Source organism: Pseudomonas sp. NPDC077186 (genome assembly GCF_044543505.1).
In the GTDB taxonomy this organism is placed as follows: domain Bacteria; phylum Pseudomonadota; class Gammaproteobacteria; order Pseudomonadales; family Pseudomonadaceae; genus Aquipseudomonas.
In genome coordinates, this window is sequence record NZ_JBITWE010000001.1 from 296,842 (window position 1) to 316,284 (window position 19,443).

The following is a 19,443-nucleotide window of genomic DNA, read 5'->3' on the forward strand; positions in this document are numbered from 1 at the left end:
TTGACAGCCAGATTTACACATGTTTACGTTAACGTAAAGGTAAACGAGCAATGACCATGGCAACTACCTACTCCATCTCCGACCTGGCCCGCGAGCTCGACGTGACGCCGCGCGCCATCCGCTTCTACGAGGAGCAAGGCATGCTCGCCCCCGAGCGCCGCGGCCAGGAGCGCATCTTCAGCCCCCGGGACCTGGTCACCCTGAAGCTGATCCTGCGCGGCAAGCGCATCGGCTTTTCGCTGGCCGAGTGCAAGGAACTGATCGACCTCTACGACCCGTCCAGCGGCAACCGCAAGCAGCTGGAGACCTTCATGGGCAAGATCGCCGCGCGCCGTGCCCAGCTCGAACAGCAACTGCTGGACATCCAGCAGATGCAGCTGGAGTTGGACACCGCCGAGGAACGCTGCTTGGCCGCCCTGGCCGCGACCGAGTCGGCGCCGGCCTAACCCCTTCAATAAAGACAAGACACAGGTGGAACCATGAGCTACCCAACCCTCAACTTCGGCCTCGGCGAAACCATCGACATGCTGCGCGACGCGGTCCACCACTTCGCCCAGGCCGAGCTGGCGCCGCGCGCGGCGCAGATCGACCGCGACAACGAGTTCCCCATGGACATGTGGCGCAAGTTCGGCGACATGGGCCTGCTCGGCATGACGGTGGAAGAGGAATACGGCGGCACCAACATGGGCTACCTGGCCCACGTGGTGGCCATGGAAGAAATCAGCCGCGCCTCGGCTTCGGTCGGTCTGTCCTACGGCGCCCATTCCAACCTGTGCCTGAACCAGATCCGCAAGAACGGCACTCACGAGCAGAAGGCCAAGTACCTGCCCAAGCTGTGCTCCGGCGAGCACGTCGGCGCCCTGGCCATGAGCGAGCCCAATGCCGGCTCCGACGTGGTGTCGATGAAGCTGCGCGCCGAGAAGCGCGGCGACCGCTACCTGCTCAACGGCAACAAGATGTGGATCACCAACGGCCCGGACGCCAACACCTACGTGATCTACGCCAAGACCGATATCAACGCCGGCTCCAGAGGCATGACCGCCTTTATCGTCGAGCGCGACTTCAAGGGCTTCTCCCGCCACCAGAAGCTGGACAAGCTGGGCATGCGCGGCTCCAACACCTGCGAGCTGGTGTTCGAGGATTGCGAGGTGCCGGAAGAGAACATCTTAGGCAGCGAAGGCGGCGGCGTGCGTGTGCTGATGAGCGGCCTGGACTACGAGCGCACCGTGCTCTCCGGCGGTCCCACCGGGATCATGAGCGCCTGCATGGACGTGGTGCTGCCCTACGTGCACGAGCGCCAGCAGTTCAAGCAGTCGATCGGCGAATTCCAGCTGGTGCAGGGCAAGCTGGCCGACATGTACGCCGGCATGAACGCCTCCAAGTCCTACCTCTACAACGTGGCCAAGGCCTGCGACCGCGGCGAGGAATCGCGCAAGGACGCCGCCGCGGTGATCCTCTACACCGCCGAGATGGCCACCAAGATGGCCCTGGATACCATCCAGCTGCTCGGCGGCAACGGCTACACCAACGAGTACCCGGCTGGCCGCCTGCTGCGCGACGCCAAGCTCTACGAGATCGGCGCCGGCACCAGCGAGATCCGCCGCATGCTGATCGGCCGCGAGCTGTTCAACGAGACCAAGTGATGGTTGCGGGCTCGATGCCTATTCGTAGGGTGGACATGCCGCAGCGCGGCTTGTCCACCGTAGTGCCACGTCATAGGTGGACAAGGCTTCGCCATGTCCACCCTACGTCCTGAGGTCCCCATGGCCATCCTGCACACCCAGATCAATACCCGCTCCCCGGAGTTCGCCGCCAACAGCGCGGCCATGCTCGAACAGGTGGACGACCTGCGCGCCCTGCTCGCCCGCCTGCACGAGGGCGGCGGCGAGAAGGCCCAGGCGCGCCACACCGCGCGCGGCAAGTTGCTGCCGCGCGAACGCATCAACCGCCTGCTTGATCCCGGCTCGCCGTTCCTCGAGATCGGCCAGCTCGCCGCCCATGAGGTGTACGGCGAAGAGGTGCCCGCCGCCGGGGTGATCGCCGGCATCGGCCGGGTCGAAGGCGTCGAGTGCATGATCGTGGCCAACGACGCCACGGTAAAAGGCGGCAGCTACTACCCGCTGACAGTGAAGAAGCACCTGCGCGCCCAGGCCATCGCCCGCGAGAATCGCCTGCCGTGCATCTACCTGGTGGACTCCGGCGGCGCCAACCTGCCGCGCCAGGACGAGGTGTTCCCCGACCGCGAGCACTTCGGCCGGATCTTCTACAACCAGGCCAATATGAGTGCGCTGGGCATTCCGCAGATCGCCGTGGTGATGGGCTCCTGCACCGCCGGCGGCGCCTATGTACCGGCGATGAGCGACGAGACCATCATGGTGCGCAACCAGGCCACCATCTTCCTGGCCGGCCCGCCGCTGGTGAAGGCCGCCACCGGTGAGGTGGTGAGCGCCGAGGAATTGGGCGGCGCCGATGTGCACTGCAAGACCAGCGGCGTTGCCGACCACTATGCCGACGACGACGAGCACGCCCTGGCCCTGGCCCGGCGCAGCATCGCCAATCTCAACTGGCGCAAGCTCGGCCAGCTCGACACGCGCGAGCCCATCGCCCCGCGCTATCCGGCCGAGGAGCTGTACGGGGTGATCCCGGCGGACGCCAAGCAGCCGTTCGACGTGCGCGAGGTGATCGCCCGTATCGTCGACGATTCGCAGTTCGATGAATTCAAGGCGCTGTTCGGCACCACCCTGGTCTGCGGTTTCGCCCGCATCGACGGCTACCCGGTGGCGATCCTGGCGAATAACGGCATCTTGTTTGCGGAATCGGCGCAGAAAGGCGCGCACTTCGTCGAACTGGCCTGCCAGCGCGGCATTCCGCTGCTGTTCCTGCAGAACATCACCGGTTTCATGGTGGGCAAGAAATACGAGGAAGGCGGCATCGCCAAGCACGGCGCCAAGCTGGTCACCGCGGTGGCCTGCGCCCAGGTGCCGAAGTTCACCCTGATCATCGGCGGCAGCTTCGGCGCCGGCAACTACGGCATGTGCGGCCGCGCCTACGACCCGCGTTTCCTGTGGATGTGGCCCAACGCCAAGATCGGCGTGATGGGCGCGCAGCAGGCCGCGGGCGTGCTGGTGCAGGTCAAGCGCGAGCAGGCCGAGCGCGCCGGTCAGCACTATTCGGACGAGGACGAGCAGCGCCTCAAGCAGCCAATCGTCGAGCAGTACGAGAAGCAGGCGCACGCCTACTACTCCAGCGCCCGGCTGTGGGACGACGGCGTGATCGACCCGGCGCAGACCCGCGAGGTACTGGCCCTGGCGCTGTCGGCCAGCCTCAACGCACCGATCGAGCCGACCCGCTTCGGCGTGTTCCGCATGTAATCCGTGGGAGGGGCTTTAGCCGCGACAGCCACAGCAAAGCTCGCGGCTAAAGCCCCTCCCACCAGAGCCAGCGCATATTTCGAGCCCATCGCCATGACCGACTTCACCGCCATCCAACTGGAAAAAGACCCGCGCGGCTTCGCCACTTTGTGGCTGAACCGCGCGGAGAAAAACAACGCCTTCAACGCCGCGATGATCCGCGAGCTGATCCTCGCCATCGATGCCGTCGGCGAGGACAAGAGCCTGCGCTTTTTGCTGTTGCGCGGTCGCGGCAAGCATTTTTCCGCCGGCGCCGACCTGGCCTGGATGCAGCAGGCCGCCGAGCTCGACTACAACGCCAACCTGAGCGACGCCCGCGAGCTGGCCGAACTGATGTACAACCTGGCCGCCCTGAAGATCCCCACCCTGGCCGTGGTGCAGGGCGCGGCCTTCGGCGGTGCGGTGGGCCTGGTCAGTTGCTGCGATATGGCCATCGGCGCGGACGATGCGCTGTTCTCCCTGTCCGAAGTGCGTATCGGCCTGGCCCCGGCGGTGATCAGCCCCTTCGTCGTCCAGGCCCTGGGCGAGCGCGCGGCCAAGCGCTACGCGCTGACCGCCGAGCGCTTCGACGGCCAGCGTGCCCGCGAGCTGGGCCTGCTCGCCGAAACCTGCCCGGCCGCCGAGCTCGACGCCCAGGCCGAGGCCTGGATCGCCAATCTGCTGCTCAACAGCCCGCAGGCCATGCGCGCCAGCAAGGACCTGCTGCGCGAGGTCGGTAGCGGCGAGCTGACGCCGGCCCTGCGCCGCTACACCGAGAACGCCATCGCCCGTCTGCGCGTCAGCGCCGAAGGCCAGGAGGGCCTGCGCGCCTTCCTCGAAAAACGCACGCCCGCCTGGCAGGAGCAACAAGCATGAACCTCAAGCCTATCGACACCCTGCTGGTGGCCAACCGCGGCGAGATCGCCTGCCGCGTGATGCGCACGGCCAAGGCCATGGGCATCCGCACCGTGGCGGTGCACAGCGCCATCGACGCCACGGCGCGGCACGTGCGCGAGGCCGAGCTGGCGGTGAACCTGGGCGGCGCCAAGCCGGCGGAAAGCTACCTGCTGATCGACAAGCTGATCGAAGCGGCCAGGGCCAGCGGCGCCCAGGCCATCCACCCCGGCTATGGCTTTCTCTCGGAAAACGCCGGCTTCGCCCGCGCCATCGAAGAAGCCGGGCTGATCTTCCTCGGCCCGCCCGCCTCGGCCATCGACGCCATGGGCAGCAAGTCGGCAGCCAAGGCGCTGATGGAGGCCGCCGGCGTGCCGCTGGTGCCCGGCTATCACGGCGAAGCGCAGGATATCGACACCTTCCGCCAGGCCGCCGAGCGCATCGGCTACCCGGTGCTGCTCAAGGCCGCCGCCGGCGGTGGCGGCAAGGGCATGAAGGTGGTCGAGCGCGAGAGCGAGCTGGCCGAGGCCCTGGCCAGCGCCCAGCGCGAGGCGCAATCGTCGTTCGGCGACTCGCGCATGCTGGTGGAGAAGTACGTACTCAAGCCGCGCCACGTGGAGATCCAGGTGTTCGCCGACAGTCACGGCCACTGCCTGTACCTGAACGAGCGCGACTGCTCGATCCAGCGCCGCCACCAGAAGGTGGTGGAAGAAGCCCCCGCTCCCGGCCTGTCGCCCGAACTGCGCCGCGCCATGGGCGAGGCGGCGGTCAAGGCGGCGCAGGCCATCGGCTACGTCGGCGCCGGCACCGTGGAGTTCCTCCTGGACGAGCGCGGCGACTTCTTCTTTATGGAGATGAACACTCGCCTGCAGGTCGAGCACCCGGTCACCGAGCTGATCACCGGCCTGGACCTGGTGGCCTGGCAGATTCGCGTGGCCCGCGGCGAGGCCCTGCCGATCACGCAGGAACAAGTGCCGCTTAACGGCCACGCCATCGAGGTGCGCCTGTACGCGGAAGACCCGGACCACGACTTCCTCCCCGCCACCGGCACCCTGGAGTTGTACCGCGAAGCCGCCGCCGGCCCCGGCCGGCGTACCGACAGCGGCGTGGCCCAGGGCGATGTGGTCTCGCCCTTCTACGACCCCATGCTCGGCAAGCTGATCGCCTGGGGCGAGAACCGCGAGGAAGCGCGCCTGCGCCTGCTGGCCATGCTCGACGAAACCCTGGTCGGCGGGGTCAAGACCAACCTGGCCTTCCTGCGTCGCGTGCTGGCCCACCCGGCCTTCGCCGCCGCCGAGCTGGACACCGGTTTTATCCCACGTCACGAGGCGCAGCTGCTGCCATCGCCGAGCGAGCTGCCGGAGGCCTTCTGGCAGCTGGCGGCCGATGCCTTTATCCAGAGCGAACCTGAGCGGCGCCGCGCCGACGACGCCCACTCGCCCTGGACCGCGCGCAGCGGCTGGCGCAGCGGCGGCCCGACGGAAATCGAGCTGCACCTGAGCTGCCAGGGCAGCAGCCGCAAGGTGCGTGCCAGCGGCCAGGTGCAGCTACAGGGCGACAGTCTGCTGGTGCCCGGCGCGGCGCAGCAGCGCCTGCCCGCGATCCGCCAGGGCGACACCCTGTACCTGCAATGGCAGGGCGAGCTGCACGCGCTCAACCGCTTCGACCCGATCGCCGCGGCCGAGGCCAGCCACCACCCGCACGGCGGCCTGACCGCACCGATGAACGGCAGCATCGTCCGCGTGCTGGTCGAGCCGGGCCAGGCCGTGGAGGCCGGCACCGCCCTGGTGGTGCTGGAGGCGATGAAGATGGAGCACAGCATCCGCGCGCCCGAGGCCGGCACGGTCAAGGCCATCTACTGCCGCGAAGGCGAGCTGGTCGGCGACGGCGCGGTGCTGGTGGAGCTTTCGTAGGGTGCGCCGTGCGCACCAGGCGTCCTAAGATAGCCAAACCCCGTGGTGCGCACAGCCTAGGCGGCCCCGCGACACCCTACGGCCCGTATACACACGAGGAACCCCGATGAGCCTGCCCAAATCCGTACGCCTGGTCGAAGTCGGCCCGCGCGACGGCCTGCAGAACGAGAAACAGCCGATCAGCGTCGCCGACAAGGTGCACTTGGTCGACGACCTGTCCGCCGCCGGCCTTGGCTACGTCGAGGTCGGTAGTTTCGTCTCGCCCAAATGGGTGCCGCAGATGGCTGGCTCCGCCGAGGTGTTCGCCGCCATCCAGCGCCAGCCGGGTGTCACCTACGCCGCGCTGACGCCGAACCTGAAAGGCTTCGAAGCAGCCCTCGAAGCCGAGGTGAAGGAAGTGGCGGTATTCGCCGCCGCCAGCGAGGCCTTCTCGCAGAAGAACATCAACTGCTCCATCGCCGAGAGCCTGGCGCGCTTCGTGCCGCTGATGGAGGCGGCCAAGGCCGCCAACGTGCGCGTGCGCGGCTATGTGTCCTGCGTGCTCGGCTGCCCCTACGACGGCGAGATCGACCCGGCCCAGGTCGCCAGCGTGGCCAAGGAACTCTATGCCATGGGCTGCTACGAGGTGTCGCTGGGCGACACCATCGGCACCGGCACGCCGGGCAAGACCCGCCACCTGATCAACCTGGTCGGCCGCGACATCCCCCGCCACCTGCTGGCCGGGCATTTCCACGACACCTACGGCCAGGCGCTGGCCAATATTTACGCCAGTCTGCTCGAAGGCATCAACGTGTTCGACAGCTCGGTCGCGGGCCTCGGCGGCTGTCCCTACGCCAAGGGCGCCACCGGCAACGTCGCCAGCGAGGACGTGCTCTATATGCTGCAGGGTCTGGGCATCGACACCGGCATCGACCTGGACAAACTGATCGCCGCCGGTGCGCGCATCTGCGAAGTGCTGGGCAAGGCCAATGGCTCGCGGGTGGCGCGGGCACGCCTGAGCCGATAAGTTCGTAGGGTGGACATGCCGCAGGCTTGTCCACCATTCGGATTCCGCGGCGGACAAGGCTTCGCCATGTCCGCCCTACTCAAGCATCGTAGGGTGGATGACGCTTTGTTCATCCACCCTATGCGCCCCGAACCACCTTACGTCCCGGGCTACAGAACCAAGGCAACCGCTCTTGCTTGCGCTAGGGTAGAAAGTACCGACAAGCAACGACGAGGATCGGCCATGCAGCAGCCTCTCTGGACGCCCTCCGCCGAACGTATCGCCGCCACCCGCATGGATGCCTTCCGCCACCTGGTCAACCGGCGCCATGGCCTCGAGCTGGCCGACTATCCCGCCCTGCACGCCTGGAGCATCGAGCAGCGCGAGGCGTTCTGGCAGGCGATAGTCGACTACTTCGAGATTCGCTTTAGCCCCCAGCCGCAATGCGTGCTTCAGGAAGGCAGCTCCATGCCCGACGCCCGGTGGTTCCCCGGCGCCCAGCTGAATTTCGCCGAACACCTGCTGCGCCGCCGCAACCGGCATCCGGCGCTGGTGGCCGTGGGCGAAGACGGCAGCCGCGAGCAGCTCAGCTACCTGCAGTTGGCCGGGCATGTCGCCGGCCTGCAGCGCAGCCTGCGCGAGGCCGGCGTGGGTGTCGGCGACCGGGTCGCGGCCTTTATGCCCAACACCTGGCAGACGGTGGTGGGCATGCTCGCCGCCACCAGCCTCGGCGCCACCTGGTCGTCCTGCTCGCCGGATTTCGGCACCCAGGGGGTGATCGACCGCTTCGGCCAGATCGAACCCAAGGTGCTGATCGCCGCCGCCGGCTACCGCTACGCCGGCCAGAACCTCGACCTGACCGCCAAGCTGGGTGAAATCCTCGAATGCCTGCCGAGCCTGGAGCAGCTCGTCGTGGTGCCCTACTCCCGGCCCGAGGCGCAAGCCGCCGACTTCCGCACCCAGGCCCGGGTGGCGCTATGGCAGGACTTCTACCAGCCCGGCGGCGAGCCCGAATTCACCGCCGTGCCCTTCGACCAGCCGCTGTACATCCTCTACTCCAGCGGCACCACCGGCGTGCCCAAGTGCATCGTCCATGGCGTGGGCGGCACCCTGCTGCAGCACGTCAAGGAGCTCGGCCTGCACAGCGACCTGACGGCCAACGACTGCCTGTTCTACTACAGCACCTGCGGCTGGATGATGTGGAACTGGCTGGTCTCCGGCCTGGCCCTGGGCGCCACCCTGGTGCTGTTCGACGGCTCGCCCTTCCATCCCGGGCCCGAACGCCTGCTGGAGCTGATCGACGCCGAGGGCATCAGCGTCTTCGGCACCAGCGCCAAGTACCTCGCCGCGCTGCAGAAGGCCGGCGCCAAGCCACGCGAAACGCACAGATTGCAACGCCTGAAGGCGCTTCTCTCCACCGGCTCGCCACTGGCCCACGAGAGCTTCGACTTCGTCTATCGCGACTTCAAGACCGACCTGTGCCTGTCGTCCATCTCCGGCGGCACCGATATCGTCTCCTGCTTCGCCCTCGGCAACCCGACCCTGCCGGTGTGGCGCGGCGAGCTGCAGTGCAAGGGCCTGGGCATGGACGTGCAGGTGTGGAACGACAGCGGCCAGCCGGTGACCGGCGAGAAAGGCGAACTGGTCTGCGTCCGGCACTTTCCCTCCATGCCGCTGGGTTTCTGGAACGACGAAGGCGGCGAGAAATTCCGCGCCGCCTATTTCGCCACCTTCCCCGGCGTCTGGGCCCATGGCGACTACGCCGAGATTACCGCGCACGGCGGCCTGGTGATCCATGGCCGCTCCGACGCGGTGCTCAATCCGGGCGGCGTGCGCATCGGCACCGCGGAGATCTACCGTCAGGTGGAGAAGGTGCCGCAGGTGCTGGAATCCATCGCCATCGGCCAGGACTGGGGCGGCGACGTGCGCGTGGTGCTGTTCGTCCGCCTGCGCGAGGGCGTGGTGCTGGACGAGGCGCTGCAGGCCGAGATCCGCCGGGTGATCCAGGCCAACACCACCTCGCGTCACGTGCCGGCGAAGATCGTCGCCGTGGCCGATATCCCGCGCACCATCAGCGGCAAGCTGGTGGAGCTGGCGGTGCGCAACGTGGTGCATGGCCGGCCGGTGAAGAATACCGACGCCCTGGCCAACCCGCAGGCGCTGGAGCTGTTCCGCGACCTGCCGCAGTTGCGGCAATAGCCGCAGCCCGCCCTATCCGGCCAGGCAACGAGCCGAACGGTGCCGCCATTGGCCCACAACCTTGCACTCCCCGCGCCGCGGAAGACTGATAGCAAATCGCCTTCTGCCAATCGAAAGTACCTATACTGGCGTCATTTTCCCGCCCTCGCGAGTTCGCTCGGCGAGGTGCTTCTTGCCGAGGTGACCGCGTGAACATCATCCAGCGCAACCATGTTCAGCAGCTGCTGCCGGCGCATGCCGAGGCCCCCGGTGCTGGTCTACGGCCATGGTTTCGGCTGCAGCCAGGAGATGTGGAGCAAGCTCACCCCGGCATTTGCCCCGCACTACCGGCAGGTGTTGTTCGACTACGTGGGCAGCGGCCGCTCCGACGCCAGCGCCTTCGATGCCGACCGCTACCGGCTGCTCGCGGGCTACGCCCAGGATCTGCTGGAGGTGTGCGATGCCCTGCAACTGAGCGGCGACATCACCTTCGTCGGCCACTCGGTCAGCTGCAGCATCGGCCTACTCGCCGCCATCGAGCGGCCATCGTTGTTCTCCCGACTCGTGCTGCTCGGCCCCTCGCCCTGTTTCCTCAACGACCCGCCGGCCTACGAAGGCGGCTTCCAGCGCAGCGACCTGGACGGCCTGCTGGAGCTGATGGCGCACAATTATCTGGGCTGGACGCAGCACTTCGCGCCGCTGGTGTCCGGCGCGGCAGCGGGCCAGCCGGTGACCGCGCAGCTGTCCGACAGCTTCTGCTCGACCGACCCGTTGATGGCGCGCCTGTTTGCCGAAGCCACCTTCTTCGCCGATGTCCGCGCCGCGCTGCCGCTCTGCCCGGTGCCCAGCCTGATCCTGCATCACCGTCGCGATGCGCTGGTGCCGCCTGCGGTAGCCGACTACCTGCACACTCACCTCAGCGACAGTATCCTCGAGATCCTCGACGTCAGCGGCCACTGCGCCCATATGAGCCACCCGGAGCTGGTCGCCGTCGCCATGCACCGCTACCTGCAAGGAAGCCACCACCTTGTTCTATCTTGAACGCCTGCCCTGCCCGGTGCTGGTGACCGACTGCAACGGCCAGGTCAAGCACTCCAACCGCGACTTCAAGCACCTGGCCGGCGCCCTGCCGGCCGACCGCATGGATCACTACTTTCCGCCGGCGAGCCGCATCTTCCTGCACACCCATGCCTGGCCGCTGCTGCTCAGAAACGGCGAATTCAACGAACTGCACCTGCAGCTCCTGGCGACGGATCGACAGCACATCCCGGTGATGGCCAATGCCCGGATGAGCGAGGTGGATGGCGAACGCGAGGTGATCTGGCTGTTCTTCGTCGCCAAGGATCGCCAGCGCTTCGAGGCCGAGTTGCTCAAAGCCCGCGAGCAAGCGCAGGAAAACGCGGCGCAGCTGGCCAAGGCCAACCTCGCCCTGCAGAGCGCCTATGCCCAGCTCGCCGAATACGCCGTGGAGATCAAGAGCGAGGCGGAACAGTTCGCGCAGTTGAGCCACACCGATCCACTGACCGCGCTGGGCAACCGCCGGGCGCTGTCGCTGCACGTCGAACAGTGGACGGCAGCGGTCAGCGCACAGGCGCACGCCAGCCTGCTGCTGATCGATATCGACTACTTCAAGCAGATCAACGACCGCTTCGGTCATGCCGAGGGCGATCGGGTGCTCATCGAACTGGCCCAGCAACTGCTCAAGAGCGTGCGCAGCCAGGACAGCGTCGTGCGCTACGGCGGCGAGGAGTTCGCGCTGTGGCTGCCGTTCGCCGATGGCGACGAGGCCGCGGACATCGCCCGCCGCGTGCACGAGCAGGTTTCCCAGCTGCGGATCGCCGACCAGCGCCTTACCGTGAGCATCGGTATCGCCAGCCGCGCACCGCGGGGACAAGACCCCGAGCGCTACCTCGAACAACTCCTCGAAGAGGCCGACACGGCGCTATACGCGGCCAAGGCCCAGGGACGCAATCGCAGCGTTCGCCATGACCGCCGCTGAGTCGGCGCACGGGCTCGATCCTGGCCGCCTGCCGCCGCGCGCGCGAAAGCCGCGCGGCGTCACAGGTTGCCCCTGAGCGTGCTGCGTATACTCAAGCACGACCGTCCCACCGGAAACCCTGCCGTGTCGCTACGTCAACTCTGCTGCTGCGCCCTGCTCGGCCTGGCCGCCGCCGCCCAGGCCGAGGAAGTCGTCGAGCTGTATATGCCGGAAGCGCCGCCGCTGACCCTGGTCGCGTTCGAGGGCGGCTACGGCATGGTCGGCGACGTGACCCTGGCCGCCCTGGCCCGCGCGGGCTACCTCGCCGAACTCAAGGTCGAGCCCTGGGCCCCGCGCCCAGCGCACGGTCGCCGGTGGCCGCAACCAGCTGATCATTCCCCTGTCGCGCACCCCGCAGCGCGAGGCGCTGTACACCTGGATCGCGCCGATCATGCCGCTAGAGCGCGCCTTCTTCAGCCTCGACGAGCCGGTGCAGAGCTTCGCCGAGGCGCGCCAGCGCTACCGGCGCATCGGCGTCGGCCTGGGCACGGCGCAGGTGGAAATTCTCAGAAGCGAGGGGTTCGCCCGCGAGCAGATCGTCAGCCTCAAGCTCGGCGACAACCCCGCCCAGCTGCTGCAGCGCGGGCGCATCGACGCCTGGTTCACCGGCGTGCCGGAGGCGCTGTATATCTGGCCACAGCACTCCGAGCGCGAGCTGCGGATGAGCCCGGCACTGGCCAGCACCGACCTCTACCTGGCCTGCTCCAGGGACTGCGACGCGCAGCTGGTGGCAAACCTGCGCGCCGCCGTGCAGAGCCTGCACGAGGAAGGCATCAGCCAGCGCCTGATCGAGGCCTATCGGCCCGAGCGGCGCTGAGTCAGATCCCCTTGCGCCCCGGATCTTCCGGCGGCAGGTCTTCCTCGATGTCTTCCAGCTTGAGCTCCAGGCCCCAGTCGCCGGCATCGGCCAGCTTCGGCGCGCTGACCGGCGCCGCTGCCGGCCGGGCTGCGGTGGCTGGGGTGGCCGCTGGCGCGGCATTGGCCGGGTTGTCGCGGTAGAGCTTGAGCTTCAGGCGCACGTTGTTCGCCGAATCGGCGTTCTTCACCGCCTCGTCCTCGTCGATGGCGCCCTCGTGGACCAGATCGATCAACGCCTGGTCGAAGGTCTGCATGCCGAGGTTCTTCGACTTCTCCATGATCTCCTTGAGTTCGGAGAACTCGTTGCGCTTGATCAGGTCGCGCACCGTCGGCGTGCCCAGCATCACCTCGACCGCGGCGCGGCGCTTGCCGTCGACGGTCTTGACCAGGCGCTGGGAGACGAAGGCCTTGAGGTTGTTGCCCAGGTCGTTGAGCAGCTGCGGGCGGCGATCCTCGGGGAAGAAATTGATGATGCGGTCCAGCGCCTGGTTGGCGTTGTTCGCATGCAGGGTGGAGATGGCCAGGTGGCCGGTGTCGGCGAAGGCCAGGGCGTGCTCCATGGTCTCGCGGTCGCGGATCTCGCCGATCAGGATCACGTCCGGCGCCTGGCGCAGGGTGTTCTTCAGCGCGGCGTGGAAACTGCGGGTGTCCACGCCGACTTCGCGCTGGTTGATGATCGACTTCTTGTGCCGGTGCACGTACTCCACCGGGTCTTCGATGGTGATGATGTGACCGCCGCTGTTGCGGTTGCGGTAGTCGATCAGCGCCGCCAGCGAGGTCGACTTGCCCGAGCCGGTGCCGCCGACGAACAGCACCAGGCCGCGCTTCTCCATCACCGTGCTGAGCAGCACCTCGGGCAGCTTGAGATCCTCGAAGCGCGGAATGTCCAGCTTGATATTGCGCGCCACGATCGAGACTTCGTTGCGCTGTTTGAAGATATTGATGCGAAAACGCCCGACGCCGGCCAGAGAGATCGCCAGGTTCATCTCCAGCTCGCGCTCGAATTCCTCGCGCTGGGCGCCGTCCATGATCGACTCGGCGATGGCCGCCACGTCGCCGGACTTCATCGGCTCCTGGCTGAGCGCCTTGAGCACGCCGTTGAACTTGGCGCAGGGCGGCGCCCCGGTGGACAGGTAGAGGTCGGAACCGTCCTGACTGGACAGGATTTTCAGCATTGCGTGGAGATCCATGGCGACGTTTCCGTGAGGCGCGATTGAAATACCATAGGCCATGATTCGCCGGCGTCGCGGGCAATGCATGACCCAGAATCTGGCGCCATTCTGCTGGCGCCGCGGATACTGGCACAATAGCAGCCCGGCAATTTTGAGGAGCCCGTCATATGGCAAAGGCAATGGCCCGCCACATCCTGGTCAAGACCGAAGCGGAAGCGGCGGCGCTGAAGAAACGCATCGCCGCCGGCGAAGCCTTCGACGTGCTGGCGCGCAAGTACTCCACCTGCCCCTCCGGCAAGAAAGGCGGCGACCTCGGCGAAGTGCGCCCGGGGCAGATGGTGCGCGCGGTGGATCAGGTGATCTTCAAGAAAGCGCTACGCGAAGTGCACGGCCCGGTGAAGACCCAGTTCGGCTATCACCTGATCCAAGTGTTCTATCGCGACTGACAGCCGCGAGCTGGCCTGCGCCGCGCCGCTGCAACTGCACTGGTTCGAGGATGGCGAGGCGCTGCTGGCCGCCGTCGCGGCGCTGCAGTTGCCGGCCGGCGAAGGCTTTGCCTGGGCCGCCGGCGAAGCCGCGCTGATGAAAGACATCCGCCGCATCCTGGTGGACGCCAAGGGCCACCCCAAGCAGGCCATGCGCGTAGCCGCCTACCGGCGTCAGGGCGCCGAAGGCTTCCACGAAGAACTCAGCAAACAGGACGAGTAGGCGATTCCTTGCGGCCCGACGGGCGAATATCGACCACCGCGGCCGACCACCGCCCTATTCCTTGACGTCCATATACTCCCGCGCCCAGGCGATGTAATCGTCGGGGCTGGTGTACTTGCTCACCAGTTGCGAGGCGCTGAGACCGTTGCCGACGGCGATGCCGCGCTGCTCGCGCAGGCTGTCGTAGGTGGCCTTGATCGCCGCGAAGTAGGCGGCGTGACCGTCCACCACGATGCGCACGCCCAACTCGGCCAGACGGCCGTCGTCGCGTAAATCCGGGTTGCCGTAGGTGACCAGCATCAGCGGCACGCGCAGACCCTCGGCGATGGCTTCGAGGTGGGCGAAATCCCTCACCCCGACCAGGCAGATGGCGTCGGCGCCGGCGTCCTGATAGGCGCGGGTGCGCAGGACCACCTCGGTCAGCGGCTGCACGCCGGCATGGGTGCGGCCGATGATCGCCAGGGCGCTGTCGTCGCGCACCTCCTGGGCGGCGCGCAGCTTGCCGACGCCCTCCTCGACGCTGATCAGGTCGTAGGATTTGCGGCCGAACTGGGCCGGCAACAAGGTGTCTTCGAGGGTCAGCGCCGCGACGCCGGCGCGCTCCAGCTCGATCACCGTGCGCATCGCATTGAGCGCGTTGCCGTAGCCGTGGTCGGCGTCGGCGATCACCGGCAGGCGTGCCACCCGGCCGATGCGAGTGGCTTGCTCGGCGAACTCGCTGAGGGTGATCAGGGCGACGTCCGGCGCGGCGAGCACCTGCAGCGAGGCGACCGAACCGCCGAGGATGCCGACCTCGAAGCCAAGATCGGCAGCGATGCGCGCCGACAGGGGGTCGAACACCGAGGCGGTGTGGCAACAGGCGCCGCTGGCGAGCAACGCCCGAAAGGCGTTGCGCAGTTCATGGTGACAGGCTTTCTGCATGGTCTGGAGTCCTGGTCTCGTATTGCTCAAGCTTTTGCAAGACCTGTACCCGAAGGCCGGAGCGCCGCCGTTGCGGCGATTTGCCGGGTGCTGCAGGCGCTGGAGTGGAGAGCGCACGCCACTACCCGGGCGAGGGATGGCGGAAATCCGCCGACGCCCCTGCGGTTGCCTGGCCGACTATCCAGCGGCCAGCGGACGCTTGGGCAATGCCGACGCAGGCCCCTCGGCACAGCCGTATAATGCCCGGCTCTTGTACCTCGCCTGCCCATGGCGCCCCCCATGTGGCACAACCCTGCACGACGACGGCCGCACAATTGCAAACAGACATTTCGAATCAGAACCTTATCAGCAGAAAGTTCAGCGTCGCGCCGATGATGGATTGGAAGAACTTTTTATTTTTCTGCTTTAAATTCAATTAGATAAATAAATACAAAAACTAGATTTAGCAAATCCTTAGCATCAGCGGTTCATCCCTCATCAACCTGTCCTCGCGCTCAGAGTATCTCCCCTGAGCTAGTTCCGTTTGTGAATACGCCAGCTCATTGCATAGCGTGGCGGTTCGAGGTTGGCCTCCTTAGCCGCGTTCACCAGCGCATATGTTCACCCAGCTGCTGCGGCCAGTCGGCTAAACCCCTTTCCCTGGAGCTGTAATGCAGATGCTCGCGAGCCGGCCTTGCCAGCTCGCGCTAACCGCAACATGCCGTTAAATTTTGGGACGCCCCCACAACGCGGGCTCCCTAGAACAGGTCGAGAACGGCCATAAAGCGGACGTCGGCGTGCTATTTCCTTGAGCATTCGAGCAGATCACTCAGTGCTCTCCCCCAAACTGCTCACGCAAGCGCTTGTTCTCCCGGTGTAGCTCGCGCTGCTGGAACGCCTCACGCAGTTGATTGCGCAGATCCTCGGGCTCCCAGGGCTTGGTTATGAAACGGTATATGACTCCCTCATTGACCGCTTTGAGAATGCTGCTGACCTCGGTGGAGCCGCTGAGCACCATGCGGACAGCGTCGGGGTAGATGATTTTGATCTTGCGCAGGAACTCGACGCCATTCATGTCGGCCAGGCGCAGGTCAGTGAGCACCACGTCCACGGGATGGGTCGCCATCAGGTTGAGGGCATCCGGACTGCTACTGGCCGTTAGAACCGTGTAGCTTTCCAGACGCAAGGCGCGACGCAGGGCACCGAGAATGCCGGGCTCGTCATCGATGATCAGCAGGTAGCGCTCCTCTGCGTCGATAATGTTGGCCGGCAGCTTGAGCGCGCCCCCGCCCTGCAGAAACTGCTTACAGGCTTGCGGCGGCAAGGGTGGCGAATAGAAGTAGCCCTGCATCTCGTCGCAGCCGGCAACGCGCAGAAAGCTCATCTGCTCGGCCGACTCGACCCCCTCAGCAATCACCTTGATCCCCAGGTTGTGGCCGATGGAGATCATCGAACGCGCCAGAGAGGCGCTGTCTGGCTCGGTCAGCACGTCGGTGATGAAGCTACGGTCGATTTTCAACTGGCTGAACGGAAAACGCTTGAGATATCCGAGGGAGGAATAGCCGGTGCCGAAGTCGTCGATGGAGAAACGCACGCCTTCCTCGCAAAGACGCTGCATTCTCTGCTGCACGATGTCGGCATCGCTAGCCAGGATGGTCTCTGTCAGCTCAATCTTGATCCAACGGGGCGGAATGCCCTGGGCCTTGAGTACCCCGAGGATGCGTTCAATGAAGTCGTTCTCGGCGAAGCTGATGGCAGAAAAGTTCACTGCCACGCTAAGGTCCGAGTTGAAACTCTCGCGCCAGATCACCAGCTGCTTGCACACCACCTCGAACACGTAGAAATCGATCGAGACTATCCAACCCGTTTCCTCAGCCAGCGGAATGAACTCTCCCGGCGGCACTATGGTGCCGCCGCGATTCCAACGCACCAGAGCCTCGAAGCCGCAGAGACGACCACTTTGCAGGTTCAGCTGAGGTTGGTAGAAGACAACGAACTCCTGATTCTGCAGAGCATGGCGGGTCTCGCGCTCCATGGCCAAACGCATCTGCACCTGCTCGTTCATCGCCGGCATGAAGGCGCAGATGCGGTTACGCCCCTGATGCTTGGCCTGGTACATGGCCGTGTCGGCATTGCGAAGCAGCATGCCGGTATCGCGGCCGTCGCTGGGGAAGCAGCAGAAGCCGATGCTGCAGCTGACCACCACCTCCTGGCCTTCCAGCATCACCGGGCTGGCGATGTCGTCCTTGAGACGCTCCAGCCAGCCGACCTGTTCGCTCAGCTGCTCGGTGTCGGCCAGCAGGATGATGAATTCGTCGCCGCCCAGGCGCGCCACTGTGTCGATGTCGCGGGCACTGGCGCGCAGGCGCTCGGCGATCTCGATCAGCAGCTGATCGCCCACGCTGTGACCGAGGCTGTCGTTGACCACCTTGAAATGGTCGATGTCCATGAACGCCAGGATGAACTGGCCTTTGCTGCGGGTCGCGAAGGCGATGGCCTGGCCGATGCGGTCGCCCAGCAGATTGCGGTTGGGCAAGCCGGTTAGGCTGTCGTGGTTGGCCTGATGCTCCAGTTCCTCCTGGTAGCGCTTACTCTCGGTGACATCGTGGAGGATGCCGACGAAGTGGCTGACCTTACCTCGGTCGTTGACCACCGGCGCCACCCGCAGGTCGTTCCAGAACTCCGAGCCGTCCTTGCGGAAGTTGCGCAGCAGCGCCGCGCCCTCCTCCTGGGCCAGCAGCGCGCGGCGGATATTGTTCAGTCCGGGCTGTTCCCGCTCCTCGCCCTGCAGGAAACGGCAGTTGCGTCCCAGCGCTTCCTCGACCGAGTAGCCGGTGATGCGCTCGAAGGCCGGGTTGACGTAGACGATGGGCTGATCCGGCTGCTGGTTGTCGGTGATGATCACCGCGTTGACGCTGGCCTCCACGGCGCGGGTGCGGGTGCGGATCTCCAGGTCGCGGCGGCGCTGCTCGCTGACGTCCTGGATCACCACTATGGCGCCCTGAATCACCCGGTTGATGTCGTGATAGGGCACGGCCGAGTTGAGGATGGTCTTGCGCTCGCCGGTGAAGGTCTCGATGTCGATGACCTCGTTGCGCGAGACCTGACCTTTGCGCACGGCGCGCATCATCGACCAGTCGTCCTCGGTGACACGCTCGCCGCTGTCGGCCCACCAGCCGCGATAGCGGGCGTAGCCTTCCCCGCCGCTGGGCGGTGGGCCGCCCCAGATCAGGCTGCTCTCCGGGTTGCTCATGATCAGCCGGCCCTTCTGGTCGGTGACGAACACCCCCACCGGCAGGTTGTCCAGCACCTTGCGCAGCAGCGCCTCACTCTGGCTCAGCGCCTCGGTGCGCTGCGCCACCAGTTGCTCCATGCTCTCGAACAGGCGCGCGCGACCCAGCGCCATGGCTAGTTGGCGGCCGATAGAGGCCAGTGCGCCCAGGGCCTCCTTGGACCAGGGGCTGGCCTCGCGACGCACCACGTTGAGCATGCCGACTATCTCGCTGCCCATCTGCAGTGGAATGCTGGCATGCACCGCCTCCTCCGACGTGCCGACCAGAGCCGGGCAGCCCTCGATATTGCAGGGCTGGTCGAGATTGTCGCTGAACCAGGCGTGCCGGCAGGGACAGCGGCTGGCGCAGTCGCCCAGCGCGTCGAGCGGGAAGCCCTGTACGCGGGCGCAGGAGCCGCTCACGCTGATGCCCTCGTGCGGATCCTTGGCATCGGCGAGCAGCAACCAGGCACCCAAGGCATCGGGGAACTCGAGGATGCGCTTCAGCGCCGCATCGATGACATGGCGTTCGCTTTTTGCGTCGGTCAGCCCGCTGGTGAAGTGGAACAGGCAGTTGAGCAGCGAGTTGGTGCGCGTCAGCTCCTCGTGCTTGGCCTGCAGCTCGTGGTTCAGGCGCACTCCCTGTTCGTAGGTGGAAATCAGCAAGTCGAGAATCTGCTGACGCCCGGCGGTGATGAAGTGACGCTCACCCTCCAGTACCACCTCCACGCCCATCTGCACGCGCTCATGGGTTCGCAGTTCGAGGTTGATGAGGAAGTAGCGGATGCGCGACATCAGATACTTCTCGTCGAACGGCTTGACAATGAAGTTGTCCGCGCCCGAGGCCAGGCCATGCACTACGTCGCGGGCATCAGCAAGCGAGGTGACAAGAATGATCGGAATGCCTTGGGTCTGCGCGGAGCCCTTGAGCTGACGGCACAGCTCGTAGCCATCCATCTCGGGCATGACGATGTCGCTGATGACGATGGTCGGTTTGCTCTTCGCCACCATTTCCAATGCCTCGCGGCCGTTGCGCGCCAGGCGTACCTTGCAGCCCACCGTCTCGAGCATGTATTGCAGTTCCGTGGCCTGGGTCGGGCTGTCCTCGACCACCAGGATGTCTGCGCCTGCGAACAT

Annotated in this window: 14 protein-coding genes and 1 pseudogene; 12 read left to right on the forward strand and 3 right to left on the reverse strand. The window is 66.2% G+C overall.

All coding sequences use genetic code 11. The features are described from left to right. Window positions 1-56: 56 nt before the first annotated feature. The 10 genes and pseudogenes from ACIGKL_RS01355 (at window position 57) to ACIGKL_RS01400 (ending at window position 12,214) form a co-directional block, all read left to right on the forward strand. Window positions 57-446, forward strand: a complete 390-nt coding sequence (locus ACIGKL_RS01355) for a MerR family DNA-binding transcriptional regulator (protein WP_397484941.1) — start codon at window positions 57-59, stop codon at window positions 444-446. 33 nt (window positions 447-479) lie between these two features. Next, window positions 480-1,643 carry an isovaleryl-CoA dehydrogenase gene (locus tag ACIGKL_RS01360; protein WP_397484942.1) on the forward strand — a complete coding sequence of 388 codons (1,164 nt, stop codon included), beginning with the start codon at window positions 480-482 and terminating at the stop codon, window positions 1,641-1,643. Between the two features lie 120 nt (window positions 1,644-1,763). Then, window positions 1,764-3,371 carry a carboxyl transferase domain-containing protein gene (locus ACIGKL_RS01365; RefSeq protein WP_397486228.1) on the forward strand — a complete coding sequence of 536 codons (1,608 nt, stop codon included), beginning with the start codon at window positions 1,764-1,766 and terminating at the stop codon, window positions 3,369-3,371. Between the two features lie 93 nt (window positions 3,372-3,464). Then, window positions 3,465-4,265 (forward strand): gamma-carboxygeranoyl-CoA hydratase, encoded by an 801-nt coding sequence (locus ACIGKL_RS01370; protein WP_397484944.1) that lies wholly within the window; start codon window positions 3,465-3,467, stop codon window positions 4,263-4,265. Next, window positions 4,262-6,196 carry an acetyl/propionyl/methylcrotonyl-CoA carboxylase subunit alpha gene (locus ACIGKL_RS01375; protein ID WP_397484945.1) on the forward strand — a complete coding sequence of 645 codons (1,935 nt, stop codon included), beginning with the start codon at window positions 4,262-4,264 and terminating at the stop codon, window positions 6,194-6,196. Before ACIGKL_RS01370 ends, ACIGKL_RS01375 begins: the two co-directional genes overlap by 4 nt. Window positions 6,197-6,302: 106 nt before the next feature. Beyond that, window positions 6,303-7,202, forward strand: coding sequence for a hydroxymethylglutaryl-CoA lyase (locus ACIGKL_RS01380; RefSeq protein ID WP_397484946.1), 900 nt, complete (start codon window positions 6,303-6,305; stop codon window positions 7,200-7,202). A 222-nt stretch (window positions 7,203-7,424) separates the two neighbouring features. Next, window positions 7,425-9,380 carry an acetoacetate--CoA ligase gene (locus ACIGKL_RS01385; protein WP_397484947.1) on the forward strand — a complete coding sequence of 652 codons (1,956 nt, stop codon included), beginning with the start codon at window positions 7,425-7,427 and terminating at the stop codon, window positions 9,378-9,380. 234 nt (window positions 9,381-9,614) lie between these two features. Beyond that, window positions 9,615-10,400, forward strand: a complete 786-nt coding sequence (locus ACIGKL_RS01390) for an alpha/beta fold hydrolase (RefSeq protein WP_397484948.1) — start codon at window positions 9,615-9,617, stop codon at window positions 10,398-10,400. After that, window positions 10,387-11,358, forward strand: a complete 972-nt coding sequence (locus ACIGKL_RS01395; protein WP_397484949.1) for a diguanylate cyclase — start codon at window positions 10,387-10,389, stop codon at window positions 11,356-11,358. The genes ACIGKL_RS01390 and ACIGKL_RS01395 overlap by 14 nt, the downstream gene beginning before the upstream one ends. Window positions 11,359-11,562: 204 nt before the next feature. Then, window positions 11,563-12,214: pseudogene (locus ACIGKL_RS01400) on the forward strand (substrate-binding periplasmic protein). Window position 12,215: 1 nt separating this feature from the next. On the opposite strand, the gene ACIGKL_RS01405 reads toward ACIGKL_RS01400, so the two are convergent. Then, on the reverse strand, window positions 12,216-13,445 hold the full coding sequence (locus ACIGKL_RS01405) for a PilT/PilU family type 4a pilus ATPase (protein ID WP_397484950.1): 1,230 nt from the start codon (window positions 13,443-13,445) through the stop codon (window positions 12,216-12,218). A gap of 149 nt (window positions 13,446-13,594) precedes the next feature. On the opposite strand from ACIGKL_RS01405, the gene ACIGKL_RS01410 reads away from it, so the two are divergent. Together ACIGKL_RS01410 and ACIGKL_RS01415 are read left to right on the forward strand one after the other, a co-directional pair. Then, window positions 13,595-13,873 carry a peptidylprolyl isomerase gene (locus ACIGKL_RS01410; protein ID WP_279922944.1) on the forward strand — a complete coding sequence of 93 codons (279 nt, stop codon included), beginning with the start codon at window positions 13,595-13,597 and terminating at the stop codon, window positions 13,871-13,873. A gap of 34 nt (window positions 13,874-13,907) precedes the next feature. Further along, complete coding sequence (locus ACIGKL_RS01415; RefSeq protein ID WP_397486229.1) at window positions 13,908-14,135, forward strand: SIP domain-containing protein; 228 nt, start codon at window positions 13,908-13,910, stop codon at window positions 14,133-14,135. A gap of 54 nt (window positions 14,136-14,189) precedes the next feature. Here the strand turns inward: ACIGKL_RS01415 and ACIGKL_RS01420 are convergent, their stop codons facing one another. Together ACIGKL_RS01420 and ACIGKL_RS01425 are read right to left on the reverse strand one after the other, a co-directional pair. Further along, complete coding sequence (locus tag ACIGKL_RS01420; protein WP_397484951.1) at window positions 14,190-15,056, reverse strand: oxaloacetate decarboxylase; 867 nt, start codon at window positions 15,054-15,056, stop codon at window positions 14,190-14,192. 808 nt (window positions 15,057-15,864) lie between these two features. Continuing rightward, window positions 15,865-19,443 carry an EAL domain-containing protein gene (locus tag ACIGKL_RS01425; protein WP_397484952.1) on the reverse strand — a complete coding sequence of 1,193 codons (3,579 nt, stop codon included), beginning with the start codon at window positions 19,441-19,443 and terminating at the stop codon, window positions 15,865-15,867.